Raw genomic sequence first — 15,264 nt, 5'->3', positions numbered from 1 at the left:
CTTCAACAGAGTGAGCTGATGTCTTGGCGCAACCAAGGCCGAGCTTCGGCGAAGGGAAAGTTTCAGGTAGCTTTTCGCTTTACTCAACCCACTATAAATCACCCTCTAACACAAACATCATGGCACACTACGCAATCGGCGACCTGCAAGGCTGTTTCGCCGAATTTCAAACCCTGCTGGCACACATCGGCTTCAACCACGGCCGCGACACCCTTTGGCTGGTGGGCGATATCGTCAACCGCGGCCCCCAATCCCTCGACTGCCTGTGCTACATCAAACAGCACGAAAGCAGCATCCGAACCGTGCTCGGCAATCACGACCTCCATCTCTTGGCCATCGCCCACGGTCACGGCAAACTCAAGCGTAGCGACACTGTGGGCGACATTCTCGCCGCCCCCGATCGCCAATCGCTGCTCGATTGGCTGCTGCACCAGCCCCTGATGCTGCAACACGGCAATAACCTGATCGTGCACGCCGGCATTTGGCCGCAATGGACGGCCGAAACTGCACAGCAGCGTGCCGTCGAAGTGGCTACCGCCCTGCAAAGCCGCCCCGATTGGTTTTTTGCCCATATGTATGGCAACACGCCCGATAGCGACTGCGCCGATAACGAAACCGAACGCCTGCGCTTTGCCACCAATGTGTTCACCCGCATGCGCGCCCTGCACCGCGACGGCCGCATGGATTTCGACTACAAAGCCACCCTGCCCGAAATGCCATCTGACTTCATGCCCTGGTTCCGCGCGCCCAACCGGCAAACCCTTGGCTATCAAACCGTATTTGGCCATTGGTCGGCACTCGGCCTGTATCGCGGCGAGCAGGTGTGCGGCATCGATACCGGCGCGCTGTGGGGCGGCCAGCTCACTGCGCTGGATTTAGATACGCAGCAGATTTTTCAGGTAGCCTCCAAACAGCCCAAGAAGTTTGGTTAAGCTATTGTCTCTACATGATTTAATGTTTGTTAACACGAACAGGCAGGCGGGCAGGGCGGGCTTTTGTTACAATGTCGCCTGTTTGTGCCTGCCCGAGCCCTTGCCGTGGCATGTTTTTCAACCGATTAAGGAGTTACCCATGAACAGCAAATTAGTCATCCCCGCCGCCATCGCCGTATTGGCACTGAGCGCTTGCTCCAGCAGCAAAGCCCCTGAAGGCAATCAGCCGCAAACCCAGCAAACCCAGCAGGGTCAGCAAGCGCAGCAAGGCAACGGTGAAGCTACTGCTGCCATTGGCAAGATTCAGGTAGCCCAAGTAGACAGCATCGATAAAACCGTAGAAGTGCACTACACCTGCCAAGCCGGTAACGGCCAGCAGCAAAAAGTGAGCGCCATGTATGGCATCAAGAGCGATACCTTAGTGGTAACTCAACTGAAAATCAACGATAAAGTTTCCCCCGGCCTGTGGCGCGTGCTTAACGACAGCAATGGCCAACAGCAAAATAGCTACTACAGCAACGGCGTGATTTGGGTAACCGGCAAAGCCACCCCCACCAACGTGACCCGCACCAATGCCATCGCCTTGCTGCAGGCGCAGAGCGTGGATGACGCTGGTAATCCGGTAAATCCCGTGGCCGTGCTGGAAAACTGCAGGGTAACCCGCCAAGCCGCTCCGGTTCGCGGTAACCGCCCGCAACGCCGCCGCTAAGCTGGTGTAATGAGAATGGAAAAAGCTGCCTTGGCGGGCAGCTTTTTTGTGGGGGGGAGGCTACCTGAAAGTGTGTGGGCGGTTTCAGATAGCTTTTTTTGTGGCGAATATTGTTCAGGCAGTCTTGCGCTTATCAGAGGCTCTCTAAAACTTTAGCTTCGCAGAAACTTACTGAGTTCGTTTCCAGGCAGCCTTTCTGCCTACTGATTCGCCCGGATCCAAGCCAGCCAGCGGTCGAACAGGTCGGGTTGCAGGCCGGCGATAACGGAGCGTTTGAAAACGTGTTCGCCACTCCAAAAGTCGTCGCCTTCCAGCGTAGCCAGGCGGCCGCCGGCTTCTTCGTAAATCAGGGTGCCGGCGGCATAGTCCCACAGTTTTTGACCGCCATGTAGGTAGAGGTCGTAGCGGCCGGCGGCGAGGTAGCACCAGTCGAGCGTGCTGGCGCCCATGCTGCGCTGTGAGCCGAAGGGGTGGAGGGTTTGCATGCGGCTGGCGAGCTTGCCGGAGCGCAGGTATTTCACTTCCACGCCGGCAATGGATTCGTTGAGTTTTTTCGGCGTGAGGCGCAGGGGCAGGGGACGGCCGTTGAGGTGTGCGCCGTGACCGCGTTCGGCAGTGAACATTTCCTGCATCATGGGGTGGAAAATAGCGCCCAGTTGGGCGCGGCCGTGGCGGATGTAGGCCACGGAGAGGGCGAAGTGCGGCAGGCCGTTGATGAAGTTGTTGGTGCCGTCGATAGGGTCGACCACCCACAGCCCGGTTGCGGCGTGCTGCCACATGGCGTGTTGTTCGTCGGCGCTCATTTCTTCGCCCAGCATCGGGCAGTCGATGATTTGCGGCAGCTTTTGAGCAAATAGGGCTTGGGCGTGCAGGTCGGCTTCGGTGAGGCGGGTACCGTCGCTTTTGGTGCTGACGGCGGCGTTGAGAAAACGCGGCATCACGGCGGTTTGTGCCACTTCGCGAACCAGTTCTGCTAAACGGTTGAGCAAAATCTTTCCTTCCCGATGCTTTTCTGATAGAAACGGGATATTAACCATTTTTCGGGGTAAACAACAGATGCCGCGTTTTTATGTTCCGCAAACTTTTGTTGCCGGCGAGGTGCTGAGGCTACCTGAAAATGTGTGCCGGCATATCCAAGTGCTGCGCTTGCAGGCGGGTGCACCGCTGGTGTTGTTTGACGGGCAGGGGCAGGCGGCAGCGGCAGAGTTGCTGGAAATCGGGCGCAAACAGGCGCTGGTGCGGGTGGATAAGTTGCTCTTGGAATCGCGCGAATCGCCGCTGGCGGTTACGTTGATTCAGGCGGTATCGGCTTCGGAAAGATGGATTTTGCGGTACAGAAGGGCACGGAATTGGGGGTGAAACGCATCGTGCCGGCGGTTTCCACGCGCTCGAATGTGCGGCTTTCGGGCGAGCGGTCGGAGAAAAAGGTGCGGCGCTGGCAGGAAATCGCTATCTCGGCCTGTGAGCAATGCGGGCGCAACGAAGTGCCGCCTGTGGTGCCGATTGCCGATTTGCCGCAGGTGCTGGCCGTGCTGCCGGCCGATTCGGGAGCGCGGCTGCTGTTGAGCCCGCATGGTGGCGTGCCGCTGCGCAGTCTGCCGCCGGTGCAAAGCGCGGTGTTGTTGATTGGGCCGGAAGGCGGGTTGACGGCAGAAGAAGAGGATTTGGCACGCTCGTATGGGTTTCAGGCGGTGCAGCTGGGCGCACGGGTGTTGCGCACTGAAACGGCGGCGATGGCGGCATTGGCGGCGATGCAGGCCTTGTGGGGCGATTTTTAGCGGCATGGGCGCTGTGCTAAAATACGCGAATTGAAAGTTTTCAGGTAGCCTTCTTCCTTACCTTAGAGGCTACCTGAAAAAATAACTGGATTAGGAAGCAGATAAATGGCAAAACCGAAAAGCGGCCTCGGCGGCCGGGGCTTGGATTCTTTGTTGGCCGGCGCGGTGGGCGACAGCAGCGGCGACAGACTGACCAGCGTGCCGGTGCGCGACATCAAGCCGGGTCGTTATCAGCCACGTTCGCAAATGGACGACGAAGGCTTGCAGGAGCTGGCCGATTCGATTAAAGCGCAGGGCGTGATCCAGCCGGTTATCGTGCGTGAGCACGGCCTGTCGCAATACGAACTGATTGCCGGCGAGCGCCGGTGGCGTGCCAGCCAGCTGGCGGGGTTGACCGAAATTCCAGTGGTGATTAAGAGCATTGGCGACGAAGCGGCGCTGGCGATGGGCTTGATTGAGAATATCCAGCGCGAAAACCTCAATCCGATTGAAGAGGCGCAGGGTTTGAAGCGTTTGGTGGATGAATTCGGCCTCACGCATGAAACCGTAGCCAAGGCAGTAGGTCGCAGCCGCAGCGCGGTGTCAAATAGCCTGCGCCTGTTGGCTTTGCCCGAGCCGGTGCAGGAAATGCTGTTTTTACGCCAGCTGGAAATGGGGCACGCGCGGGCCTTGTTGTCGCTGCCGGTGATGGAGCAGCTTTCCTTGGCGCAGAAGGCGGTAAAAAATGGTTGGTCGGTGCGTGAGGTGGAGCGGCGCAGCCAGCTGGCACAACAGGCGCCACAGGAGAAAAAATCGAAAACCGTCAGCCCGGATATACGCTACCTGAACGAGGCGCTTACGGAAAAATTGGGTGTGCGCGCGGAAGTGCAAACTGCCAACTACAAACGCGGTAAGGTGGTGTTGCATTTCGACAGCCCGGAAACCTTTGCACGGTTGATGCAGCAGCTGGATGTGAAGTTGCCTGGTTGAGCAAAGGCTTGTCTGTGGTTTCGGGCGCTCGGAAATTATGCGTGCTCGATTTTCAGGTAGCCTTTAATGCTATGAGCATTGATATTGTTTGACAAGAATTAACACTTTTCTTGACTTTGTTGGCGTTTTTGCTTATATTCAAAAAGCTAACATTTAGTGTGTGTGAAGATGGATGTATGGCGGCAACAATTTATCTCCAATTAGCAATCACGGCGATACTTGTTGCTGTTTTTTGGGTGTCTTCCGGTGTCGTTGCAGCAAAGTCAGCGGCGCTGGGTTGTTTGTGTTACGCTTTGCCCACCATCTTGGCAGTACTGGTTTTAAGGTTTTTCCTGAAGTTTCCGAAATGGCGCGGCAGCGCATTTTGGCTGGGAGAAAGTTTAAAAATAGTACTGGCGCTCGTGTTGATGACGCTGGTGTTTGTTTTTTATCGCCAACACATCGTGTTCGTTCCGTTTATTGTCGGGTTGGGTGCGGTGAGTCATGCGGTGTTGTTGATATTTTGGAAAGCTAAGAAGTATGGCTAGTGAGAGCATGAGTGCAGCCGACTACATCAAGCACCATTTGCAAAGCTTGACCAGTCTGTCGGATGTGGGCAAAGGACAGGGTCTGCAAAATATTGCCGACTTCTCATTTATAAACTTGGATTCCCTTTTTATTGCGGCCTTTTTGGCGATTCTCGGTTCGCTGGTGATGTGGTATGCTGCTCGCAAGGCTACGCCAGGTGTGCCGGGGCGTTTTCAGGCTGCCGTAGAAATCTTGTTCGAGTTTATCGATAATTTGTGCAAGGGCATGATTCACAACGAGCAATCGCGTAAAACAGTGGCGCCGCTGGGTTTGGCGCTGTTTGTTTGGATTGTGTTGATGAATAGCATGGACTTTTTGCCGGTGGATTTGTTGCCGTGGGTTTGGCAGCGTGTAACCGGTAATCACCACGCCTTGCTGCGCGTGGTGCCGACTGCGGATTTGAATATTACTCTGGGTATATCGATTGGTGTGCTGCTTACCTGCTTTATGTTTAATATCAAGCTTAAAGGCTTGGGTGGCTGGATTCATGAACTGTTCGCTGCGCCGTTCGGTATTTGGCTGGCTCCGTTCAATTTTGTTTTGAATCTGGTGGAGTTTTCGTCCAAAACTATTTCTCACGGTATGCGTCTGTTCGGTAATATGTATGCTGGTGAATTGGTGTTTTTGCTGATTGCTATGTTAGGCGGTGCTTGGGCAATGCCGGGTGAAGCAGTTACTTGGGTAGATCCTGTTTTGGCATTTTTCCATATTTTGGCTGGATTTGTTTGGGCGGTGTTCCATATTTTGGTTATCGTGTTACAAGCATTTATTTTCGTTGCTTTGGCTTTTGTGTATATCGGCCAGGCACATAGTTCCCATTAGTAGTTTGTTGTTTTTTGTAGTAGTTTAACTTCACTTTTAGATAAGGAGTTTCAAATGGATTTGAATAGTGTATTGGCCATCACTTGCGGCTTGATTGTTGCGTTCGGTGCTGTGGCTGCTGCGGCCAGTATCGCATTCGTGGGTTCAAAATATCTGGAGGCTTCTGCCCGCCAGCCTGAACTGATTGAACCGCTGCAAACCAAATTGTTCCTGATTGCCGGTTTGATTGACGCAGCATTCCTGATCGGCGTAGCCGTTGCTTTGCTGTTCGCCTTCGTGAATCCGTTTGCTCCGGCAGTTGCAGGTTAAGATTACACAAACTTCTGACGTTTGTTTTAACCCTAACTGTGAAGGTCGAGTAAAGTGAATATTAATTCATCTTTAATCATACAGATAATTGTCTTCTGCTTGTTGGTGTGGTTTACCGTGAAGTTCGTGTGGCCACCCATCGCTAAGGCTTTGGATGAGCGAGCCAGCAAAATTGCCGAGGGCTTGGCAGCTGCCGAGCGCGGGAAAAGTGATTTTGAACAGGCTGAAAAGCGTGTGGCCGAATTCATGGCTGAAGGCCGCAATCAAGTTGCTGAAATCATCACTAACGCAGAGAGGCGGGCTTCTCAAATTGTTGAGGATGCTAAAAAACAGGCTTCTGACGAGGCTGCTCGTGTTGCTGCGCAGGCTAAGACTGATGTGGAGCAGGAAGTTAATCGGGCACGTGAGGCTCTGCGTGAGCAGGTGGCGGCACTGGCAGTTAAAGGTGCTGAGCAGATTCTGTGCAGCGAGATTAATGCCGATAAACATGCCCAGTTGCTGGGTATGTTGAAGCAGGAGCTGTAAAACTATGGCTGAACTTGCCACTATTGCCAGGCCGTATGCTAAAGCCTTATTTGAATTGGCGTCTGAAAAAAGTCAAGTCGAACTTTGGCTGGAGAAGCTAAAAGATTTGGCGTGGGCTGTCGGCCAACCTAAGCTTGCCACATTGCTGGACGATGCCGGCATTGCACCCCACCAGAAGGCAGATACTTTGATTGGATTGCTTGACGGTATCCATACGCCACAACATGTAGATTTCAAAAACTTCCTGTATGTGCTGGCTGAAGGAGGTAGGTTGTTCGTTTTGCCGGAAGTTTATAACCAATACCAAGTACTGGTATTGGCAAAAGACCATATACAGAAGGCCATAATTTACAGTGCTTTCCCGATGAGTGAAGGACAGTTTGCCAAGGTGGTGAGCGATTGCCAGCAGAAATTTGGCCACAAGCTGGAGGCTACCTTAAAAGTGGTGCCCGAGCTGATTGGTGGTATCAAAATTGAAGTTGGAGATAAAGTTTTAGACTTGTCCGTGCAAGGGAAGTTAAAAAACCTGTATACGGCCATGATAAATTAGGAGAGTTTCATGCAGCTTAATCCTGCTGAAATCAGTGAATTATTAAAATCTAAAATTGAGAACCTGAATGTAAAGCAAGAAGCCAACACCTATGGGGGTGTGATTTCTGTGACCGATGGTATCGTGCGCGTGCACGGATTATCGGATGTAATGCAGGGTGAGATGTTAGAGTTCCCCGGCAATACTTTCGGTTTGGCCATGAACTTGGAGCGTGACTCGGTTGGTGCGATTGTATTGGGCGAGTACGAGCACATTAAAGAAGGCGATCAAGTCAAATGTACCGGCCGTATTTTGGAAGTACCAGTTGGTCGTGAGCTAGTTGGCCGCGTAGTGAATGCGTTGGGGCAACCGATTGACGGCAAAGGCCCAATTAACACTAAAGAAACTGCGCCGATTGAGAAAATCGCTCCGGGTGTAATTGCGCGTCAATCCGTGGATCAGCCGATGCAAACTGGTTTGAAATCGGTGGATTCCATGGTGCCGATTGGTCGTGGTCAGCGCGAATTGATTATCGGTGACCGCCAAACCGGTAAGACAGCTGTTGCGTTGGATGCGATTGTTAATCAAAAGGGTACTGGTGTTATCTGTATTTATGTGGCAATTGGCCAAAAAGCCTCTTCTATTGCCAATGTGGTACGCAAACTGGAGGAGCATGGCGCGATGGAGCATACCATCGTGGTGGCAGCAACTGCTTCCGAAGCAGCTGCCCTGCAATTCATTGCCCCATATTCCGGCTGCACAATGGGCGAATATTTCCGCGATCGTGGCGAAGATGCATTGATTGTATATGATGATTTGTCTAAACAAGCTGTTGCCTATCGTCAAATTTCTTTGCTGTTGCGTCGTCCGCCTGGTCGCGAAGCTTATCCGGGTGACGTATTCTATCTACATAGCCGCCTGTTGGAGCGTGCTGCACGTATCAATGCCGATGAGGTGGAAAAGCGCACAAATGGCGAAGTAAAAGGCAAAACCGGGTCGTTGACTGCATTGCCAATTATCGAGACCCAAGCGGGTGACGTATCTGCTTTTGTGCCAACTAACGTAATTTCTATTACTGATGGCCAGATTTTCTTGGAAACTGATTTGTTCAACTCAGGTATTCGTCCGGCCATTAACGCAGGTATTTCTGTATCGCGTGTAGGTGGCTCCGCTCAAACTAAGGTTATCAAGAAATTGGGTGGAGGTATCCGTTTGGCTTTGGCTCAATATCGCGAATTGGCTGCATTCTCTCAATTTGCTTCTGATTTGGATGAAGCTACCCGCAAACAGCTGCAACACGGTGAAGTGGTTACTGAATTGATGAAGCAAAAACAATTCAGCACAATGAGTATTGCTGAGATGGCTTTGACCTTGTGGGCAATTAACAAAGGCTTTTACGAGGATGTGCCAGTATCCAAGGCATTGGCATTTGAGGCTGATTTCTTAGGCTATGTGCGCACACAGCACACCGATGTGTTGGATCAAATAAATCAGCAAGGCGTAATGAGTGATGAGAACGAGCAAGTTTTGACTGAAGCCATCAATACATTTAAAGCCTCTCGCAATTACTCGGCCTAAACCGCAGAAAAGGAAAAGTCTGAAATGGCAGTAGGGAAAGAAATCCTCACGAAAATCCGCAGTGTACAGAATACACAGAAGATTACCAAAGCCATGCAGATGGTGTCGACTTCCAAAATGCGGAAAACGCAGGACAGAATGCATTTGGCACGGCCTTATGCCGAGAAAGTGCGCGTGGTGATGAGTCACTTGGCACAGGTAGAAACCGAGCATAAGCAGTTGCCAATCTTGGAAAGTCGGGAAAATATTCGGCGTGCCGGCTTCATCTTAATTACTGCCGACAAAGGCTTGTGTGGCGGGTTGAATGCCAACTTGCTAAAGAAGTTTTTCGGACAAGTGCAAGAATACCAGCAGCAGGGTGTGGAAGTGGAAGTTATCTGCTTCGGTAGCAAAGGGTTGGCTGCCTGTAATCGTGCTGGCCTCAATGTAGTGGCCAGTGCGGTAAGTTTGGGCGACACCCCGAAGATGGAAGTGTTGCTTGGCTCGCTGACTGAAGCGTTTCAGCGTTATGCTGATGGTGGCTTGGATATTGTGCACTTGGTGTATTCTAGATTTATCAATACTATGTGCCAAGAGCCGAACTTAGAGACCTTGCTACCTATCGGTCACAATGTGCTGAACGAAATATCGGAAGCAGAAGAATATGGCCGAGAATATATCTATGAGCCATCGCCAATTTTGGTGCTGGAATTTTTGGTGCGCCGTTATTTAGAATCGGTAGTGTATCAGGCTTTGTGTGAGAACATGGCTTCCGAGCAGTCTGCCCGCATGGTGGCAATGAAGGCCGCTACGGATAATGCAAGTAATGCAATTAAGGAATTACGCCTGATTTACAACAAATCCCGTCAGGCAGCGATTACCACTGAATTGTCGGAAATTGTAGCCGGTGCTGCTGCAGTATAGGTGGGTAGAGCAGGCAGATTTGAATATTTAGGATAGATAAATGAACCAAGGAAAAATCGTACAAATTATTGGTGCGGTAGTCGATGTGGAGTTTCCGCGTACCGCTATTCCACGTGTTTACGATGCACTCAAACTGGTCGATACTGATTTGACGCTAGAAGTGCAACAGCAGCTTGGCGATGGCGTTGTCCGCACCATTGCGATGGGTAGTACAGACGGTTTGAAACGCGGCGTGGCCGTGCAAAATACTGGTGCACCGATTACTGTGCCGGTGGGTAAAGCTACCCTGGGTCGCATCATGGATGTTTTGGGTAACCCTGTGGACGAGCAAGGTCCAATCGGTTCTGAACATACCCGTGCTATTCATCAATTTGCACCTAAGTTCGACGAACTCTCTAGTACTACCGAATTGTTGGAAACAGGCATTAAGGTGATTGATTTGCTTTGCCCATTTGCCAAAGGTGGTAAAGTGGGTCTGTTTGGTGGTGCTGGCGTGGGCAAAACCGTGAATATGATGGAGCTGATTAACAACATTGCAAAAGCGCACAGTGGTCTCTCCGTATTTGCCGGCGTGGGCGAGCGTACCCGTGAAGGCAATGACTTCTACCACGAAATGAAAGACTCCAACGTGTTGGATAAAGTGGCCATGGTGTACGGCCAGATGAACGAGCCGCCTGGTAACCGCCTGCGTGTTGCTCTAACCGGTTTGTCGATGGCTGAATACTTCCGTGACGAAAAAGACGAAAACGGCAAAGGTCGTGACGTATTGTTCTTTGTGGACAATATTTATCGCTATACCCTGGCCGGTACAGAAGTATCCGCCCTGCTTGGCCGTATGCCTTCTGCCGTGGGTTATCAGCCGACGTTGGCTGAAGAAATGGGTCGTTTGCAGGAGCGTATTACTTCCACCCAAACTGGCTCCATTACCTCTATCCAAGCCGTATATGTGCCGGCCGACGACTTGACCGACCCGTCTCCCGCCACTACGTTTGCCCACTTGGATGCGACTGTAGTATTGAGCCGCGATATTGCCTCCCTTGGTATCTATCCTGCGGTAGACCCGCTGGACTCCACTTCTCGCCAGCTCGATCCAATGGTGCTCGGCCAGGAACATTATGATGTGGCTCGTGGCGTGCAATCTACCTTGCAGAAATATAAAGAGTTGCGCGACATCATCGCCATTTTGGGTATGGACGAGTTATCTGACGAGGATAAGATGACTGTGATGCGTGCCCGTAAGATCCAGCGTTTCCTGTCGCAGCCTTTCCACGTGGCAGAAGTGTTTACCGGCTCACCCGGCAAATACGTTTCGCTGCGCGATACCGTGGCCGGCTTCAAAGCTATTCTGAGCGGCGAATACGACCACCTGCCGGAGCAGGCCTTCTATATGGTAGGCGGCATCGAAGAGGCTGTGGAAAAAGCCAAAACCCTGAACTGAGGAATGCAGCATGAGTATCATGCAAGTTGATGTGGTCAGCAACGAGGAGAGCATCTACTCCGGCGAAGCCAGCTTTGCCGTGGTGCCGACCCTAAACGGCGAGCTCGGTATTTACCCGCGCCACGAGCCGATTATGAGCTTGGTGCGCCCCGGTGTGCTGCGTTTGCAGGTGCCGGAGCAGGAAGAAGAAGTGTTGGTGGCTATTTCCGGCGGTATTCTGGAAGTGCAGCCACATAAAATCATGATTTTGGCTGACGTGGCTGTGCGTAGTGCCGAGCTGGATCAGGCACGTGCGGAGGAAGCTAGAAAAGCTGCTGAAGCCGGCGTGAAACATGCCAAAGATGATGAGTCAATGGCTAAAGCTCAGGCAGCGTTGGCAATTGCGCTGGCCGAACTGAAAGCTCTCAATTACCTGCGTATTAAAAATAAGCGCTAAACCAACCGGCTTGACGAACGAAAATAAAGCACGATGTAATCGTGCTTTATTTTTCTTGGCAGCTAAGGCTACCTGAAAAGACTGAGGCAAGGAGAGCATGACTGTTCTGCCGGTAATACCGTTTTCAGGTAGCCTACCTTGAGAGGCGGATGGCGGACAATCAATCCTCAGCCGAACAGCCGTGGTCGGTTAGTATTTTGCGGTACACGGCATCAGGTATGTAGCGGCGGATGGTTTTCTGCCAGTTTTGCGGGCCGACCATGCCTTTAACCATGGTGGACGATACTTCGGCAAATTCGCGCGGCGGCATCAGGATAACGGTGGTGATGGTTGGTTGCAGGTCGGCGTTGATGTAGCGCATGGCACGTTCGTATTCATAGTCTGAGCCGCTGCGGATGCCGCGCACCACGAAATCGGCTTGAATACTATCGGCAAAATCAACCAGAAAGCGGTTATGAAACTGGGTAACGCACACGTTGGGAAATTCGGCGGTGATGTCCACCAGCATGGCTTTGCGCTCTTCCAGTGTATAGGTGGCCTGCTTTTCGGGATTGGTGCCGATGGCTACGATAAGTTCGTCAAACATGGCCTGCGCTTGGCGGATCATCCACAGGTGGCCGTTGGTGGGGGGATCGAAACTGCCGGCGTAAACGGCACGGCGGTGATGTGGTTTCATGGGTGGTTCTGCATGCAACAAATTAAAAACGGGCGAAGCCTACCCCGCTTGCTGCGGCAGCGCAAGTTTATTTTGGTGGGCTGTACAGGTTAAGACCGTTGCTTTGTATCTTTAGCCATTGCGTTTTCAGGTAGCCTGTAGCCAGAAAGGCTACCTGAAAGCACCATGCCGAGATGATTTAGCTATATAATGCCGCTTCTTTATCAAGGCTACCTGAAAACATGAATTGGGTTGCAAAATTTGAGGATTGGTGTAGTCGGCGCTATGTGTACTGGCCGCTGGTGATGCTGCTGGCAGCCGCCACGCCGCTGGCTTTTGCGCCGTATTACCATTTTTGGCTGATGCCGCTGCTGTTCGGCGCCCTCATCCGGCTCACCGAGCTGCGGCCGCAAAACAGCGTGTTTGGCGCATATTGCTTCGGGTTGGTTGGCTACGCCGCACAGTTCTATTGGATACACACCGCGCTGCACGACATATCCGGCCTGCCCAATCTGTATGCCCTGCCGCTCACTATCCTGCTGCCAGCTTACCTTGCGCTCTATCCTGCTGCTTGCTTCTGGTTGCTGGAAAAAGCCCGTCTACCCCGTGGTTGGCGTATTGGCCTTTTGCTGCCCGTGTTGTGGGCATTGGCTGAATTTGCCCGCGAGCGGGCGATTACCGGCTTCGGTTGGGGTGCGCTGGGCTACAGCCAGGTGGCCGACTTTTCCCCACTGGCCGGCTATGCTCCCGTGGGAGGTGTGCACTTGCTCACCCTGCTATGTGCCTTTTGCGGCGCATGGCTGGTGCTGGTGCTGCACAACCAAGGTTGGAAGCGGCGGGTATTGCCGCTTGTGCTGCTGATCGGAGTTATCGCCGGCGGCTGGCAGCTGCGCCAAGTGCGTTTCACTGAGCCCGACGGCAGCAGTGCCACCGTGGCGTTGGTGCAAGGTAATATAGCGCAAACTTTGAAATGGGATGCCGACTATCTGAGTGAAACCATACAAAGCTACTATGATCAAGTAGCCAACAGCCATGCTGACATCACTATCTTGCCCGAAACCTCCATTCCCGTGATGCGGCAGGATTTGCAGGAATATAATCCCGGCGTCCTCGACCAATTTGCCTACGAAGCCCAGCGCAACGGCAGCGCGCTCGCCATGGGTATTGCCCAATACAATCAGCAGCGCACAGGCTACCTGAACGCTGTGATCAACTTAAGCAATTACCACCCCGACCGCCCTGACGACATCCCGTTTTACGCCAAAAGCCACCTCGTTCCCTTCGGTGAATATAAACCCCTGCCTGCTATCACCGAGCCGCTGTACCGCATGATGAACATGCCTTTGGCTGGGTTCGACCGTGGCGGCAGCGCCCAAGCTCCGTTGCTTTTAGCCAACCAGCACGTGGCGTTTAACGTGTGCTACGAAGACGGCTTCGGCGACGAACTGATTGCCTCTGCCAAACAAGCCAGCCTCCTGGCCAATGTGAGCAATCTGGGCTGGTTTGTCCGCTCCAACGCCATCCACCAGCATTTGCAAATATCGCAAGCCCGTTCCCTTGAGCTCGGCCGCTACATGGTACGTGCCACCAACACCGGTGCCACCGCTATCATCAACCCGCAAGGCCAGGTGGTGAAACTCGCCCCGCCCGACACCCGCACCGTGCTCGAAGGCAATATCGAAGGTTATCGCGGCGAAACCCCGTATATGAAAATGGGCGGCTCGCTGCCCCTGGTGTGTGGCTTGTTGTGTTTGGCCGTATTGCTGATGCTGGCCGGCTATCTGCCACGGCGCAAACCTGCTCCCGATGCCGCAGAGGAAAGGCTACCTGAAAACAGCAGCGAACCAAGTGCCGAGCCGCAATATGAGGGCAAATAGATACCGTTTGCCCGAAGTTGCCGTTGTTTACAGTAATATAGAAAATAAATTAAAATTTAAAAAATACAAAATTTAACCTATCGTAAACCAAAATCACACAGTATGGGTGTTTAATCACCCCCGTAACTAAAGAGACAGAAGAGATAAATACCGCCGAAGGCGGCAGAAAATACTAAAAGGAATCAAAAGACAATGAATAACGCGTTTGCATTGCCCATCCCCAGCGGCCACGGCAGCTTGGAGCAATATATTCACACTGTAAACAGCATTCCGTTGCTCACCGCAGAGGAAGAACACAGCCTGGCTGTACGCCAACTGCAAGGTGACCTGGAAGCTGCCAAGAAACTGATCTTGTCGCATCTGCGTGTGGTTGTATCCATCGCGCGTGGCTATGATGGCTACGGCCTCAATCAAGCCGACCTGATTCAAGAAGGCAACATTGGCTTGATGAAAGCCGTAAAACGCTACGAGCCCAACCGCGGTGCCCGCCTGTTTTCCTTTGCCGTACATTGGATTAAGGCCGAAATCCACGAATTCATCCTGCGCAACTGGCGCATGGTGCGCGTGGCCACCACTAAGCCGCAGCGCAAACTCTTCTTCAACCTGCGCAGCATGCGCAAAAGCATGAACACCCTCTCACCTGAAGAAGCGCAAACCATCGCCGACGACTTGGGCGTGAAAATGGACGAAGTGCTGGAAATGGAACAGCGCATGACCGGCAAAGACATTGCCCTTCTGCCCGACAACAGTGACAGAGAAGAAGACAGCTACGCTCCCATCGACTGGTTGGCCGATACCCGCAACGAGCCCACTCAGCAAATCGCCCAAAAAGCCCGCTACGCTATGCAGACCGAAGGCCTGCAAAATGCGCTCGCCCAGCTAGACGAACGCAGCCGCTGTATCTTGGAAAGCCGCTGGTTACAAGACGGCGGCGGCCGTACCCTGCACGAGCTGGCCGCTGAATATGGCGTTTCCGCCGAGCGCATCCGTCAGATAGAAGCCAAAGCTATTCAAAAACTGCGCGGCTTTATGAGCGAAGAATAAGTGGATGAAAAAAGACTGCCTGAGGGCAGTCTTTTTTATTGGGTGTTTGGTTTTATGGTGGCTTACGTTTTCAGGTAGCCTTTTATATGAGGGGGCTTATTCGTCTTCGTCCTCTTCCTCGTCGCCCAAATCCACTTCCTCAAGCGGGATCACCCGGGTGCGGTAGCGCAGTTTGTGGTAGAGATAGAAACCG

Annotated in this window: 18 protein-coding genes; 16 read left to right on the top strand and 2 right to left on the bottom strand. The window is 52.6% G+C overall.

From position 1 onward, the window contains the following. Window positions 1-119: 119 nt before the first annotated feature. Window positions 120-932 carry a symmetrical bis(5'-nucleosyl)-tetraphosphatase gene (locus A7P99_RS09310; protein WP_067528303.1) on the top strand — a complete coding sequence of 271 codons (813 nt, stop codon included), beginning with the start codon at window positions 120-122 and terminating at the stop codon, window positions 930-932. 139 nt (window positions 933-1,071) lie between these two features. Then, on the top strand, window positions 1,072-1,641 hold the full coding sequence (locus A7P99_RS09305; protein WP_067449003.1) for a hypothetical protein: 570 nt from the start codon (window positions 1,072-1,074) through the stop codon (window positions 1,639-1,641). 200 nt (window positions 1,642-1,841) lie between these two features. Here the strand turns inward: A7P99_RS09305 and A7P99_RS09300 are convergent, their stop codons facing one another. After that, a complete protein-coding gene (locus tag A7P99_RS09300) occupies window positions 1,842-2,630 on the bottom strand; it encodes an inositol monophosphatase family protein (RefSeq protein WP_067449001.1) in 789 nt (262 codons plus the stop codon). 67 nt (window positions 2,631-2,697) lie between these two features. Between A7P99_RS09300 and A7P99_RS10720 the strand changes: the two genes are divergently transcribed. The 12 genes from A7P99_RS10720 to A7P99_RS09245 all read left to right on the top strand — a co-directional run bounded on the left by A7P99_RS10720 (window position 2,698) and on the right by A7P99_RS09245 (window position 11,495). Continuing rightward, complete coding sequence (locus tag A7P99_RS10720; protein ID WP_369799386.1) at window positions 2,698-3,000, top strand: 16S rRNA (uracil(1498)-N(3))-methyltransferase; 303 nt, start codon at window positions 2,698-2,700, stop codon at window positions 2,998-3,000. After that, window positions 2,997-3,419, top strand: a complete 423-nt coding sequence (locus A7P99_RS10715) for a 16S rRNA (uracil(1498)-N(3))-methyltransferase (RefSeq protein WP_369799385.1) — start codon at window positions 2,997-2,999, stop codon at window positions 3,417-3,419. The genes A7P99_RS10720 and A7P99_RS10715 overlap by 4 nt, the downstream gene beginning before the upstream one ends. 105 nt (window positions 3,420-3,524) lie before the next feature. Further along, complete coding sequence (locus A7P99_RS09290) at window positions 3,525-4,388, top strand: ParB/RepB/Spo0J family partition protein (protein WP_067448997.1); 864 nt, start codon at window positions 3,525-3,527, stop codon at window positions 4,386-4,388. A gap of 176 nt (window positions 4,389-4,564) precedes the next feature. Further along, the gene (locus A7P99_RS09285; protein WP_067448995.1) at window positions 4,565-4,915 is read left to right on the top strand and encodes an ATP synthase subunit I; all 351 of its coding nucleotides are present in this window, start codon (window positions 4,565-4,567) and stop codon (window positions 4,913-4,915) included. Then, window positions 4,908-5,777, top strand: a complete 870-nt coding sequence (atpB, locus tag A7P99_RS09280; RefSeq protein WP_067448993.1) for a F0F1 ATP synthase subunit A — start codon at window positions 4,908-4,910, stop codon at window positions 5,775-5,777. The genes A7P99_RS09285 and atpB overlap by 8 nt, the downstream gene beginning before the upstream one ends. A gap of 54 nt (window positions 5,778-5,831) precedes the next feature. Further along, the gene (gene atpE, locus A7P99_RS09275) at window positions 5,832-6,086 is read left to right on the top strand and encodes a F0F1 ATP synthase subunit C (protein ID WP_067441789.1); all 255 of its coding nucleotides are present in this window, start codon (window positions 5,832-5,834) and stop codon (window positions 6,084-6,086) included. A gap of 54 nt (window positions 6,087-6,140) precedes the next feature. Next, window positions 6,141-6,611, top strand: a complete 471-nt coding sequence (locus A7P99_RS09270; protein ID WP_067528300.1) for a F0F1 ATP synthase subunit B — start codon at window positions 6,141-6,143, stop codon at window positions 6,609-6,611. A gap of 4 nt (window positions 6,612-6,615) precedes the next feature. Further along, window positions 6,616-7,161, top strand: coding sequence for a F0F1 ATP synthase subunit delta (locus A7P99_RS09265; protein WP_067448990.1), 546 nt, complete (start codon window positions 6,616-6,618; stop codon window positions 7,159-7,161). Between the two features lie 9 nt (window positions 7,162-7,170). Further along, window positions 7,171-8,718 (top strand): F0F1 ATP synthase subunit alpha, encoded by a 1,548-nt coding sequence (atpA, locus tag A7P99_RS09260; RefSeq protein ID WP_067448988.1) that lies wholly within the window; start codon window positions 7,171-7,173, stop codon window positions 8,716-8,718. Window positions 8,719-8,742: 24 nt separating this feature from the next. Then, a complete protein-coding gene (gene atpG, locus A7P99_RS09255; protein ID WP_067448985.1) occupies window positions 8,743-9,621 on the top strand; it encodes a F0F1 ATP synthase subunit gamma in 879 nt (292 codons plus the stop codon). A gap of 40 nt (window positions 9,622-9,661) precedes the next feature. Next, window positions 9,662-11,059, top strand: coding sequence for a F0F1 ATP synthase subunit beta (atpD, locus tag A7P99_RS09250; protein WP_067441805.1), 1,398 nt, complete (start codon window positions 9,662-9,664; stop codon window positions 11,057-11,059). 10 nt (window positions 11,060-11,069) lie between these two features. Further along, window positions 11,070-11,495: a F0F1 ATP synthase subunit epsilon gene (locus A7P99_RS09245; RefSeq protein ID WP_067448983.1), complete on the top strand. Its 426-nt coding sequence runs from the start codon at window positions 11,070-11,072 to the stop codon at window positions 11,493-11,495. A 160-nt stretch (window positions 11,496-11,655) separates the two neighbouring features. On the opposite strand, the gene coaD is transcribed toward A7P99_RS09245, so the two are convergent. Beyond that, window positions 11,656-12,171 carry a pantetheine-phosphate adenylyltransferase gene (gene coaD / locus A7P99_RS09240; RefSeq protein WP_067448981.1) on the bottom strand — a complete coding sequence of 172 codons (516 nt, stop codon included), beginning with the start codon at window positions 12,169-12,171 and terminating at the stop codon, window positions 11,656-11,658. Window positions 12,172-12,392: 221 nt separating this feature from the next. Here coaD and lnt point away from each other — a divergent pair, with 221 nt between their 5' ends. After that, the gene (gene lnt / locus A7P99_RS09235; RefSeq protein ID WP_067448979.1) at window positions 12,393-14,027 is read left to right on the top strand and encodes an apolipoprotein N-acyltransferase; all 1,635 of its coding nucleotides are present in this window, start codon (window positions 12,393-12,395) and stop codon (window positions 14,025-14,027) included. A gap of 192 nt (window positions 14,028-14,219) precedes the next feature. Continuing rightward, complete coding sequence (rpoH, locus tag A7P99_RS09230; RefSeq protein ID WP_067528298.1) at window positions 14,220-15,071, top strand: RNA polymerase sigma factor RpoH; 852 nt, start codon at window positions 14,220-14,222, stop codon at window positions 15,069-15,071. Window positions 15,072-15,264 lie beyond the last annotated feature (193 nt).

The sequence above is a fragment of the Eikenella sp. NML120348 genome, from assembly GCF_001648435.1.
In the GTDB taxonomy this organism is placed as follows: domain Bacteria; phylum Pseudomonadota; class Gammaproteobacteria; order Burkholderiales; family Neisseriaceae; genus Eikenella; species Eikenella exigua.
This window is presented reverse-complemented; position numbering and strand designations above follow the sequence as displayed.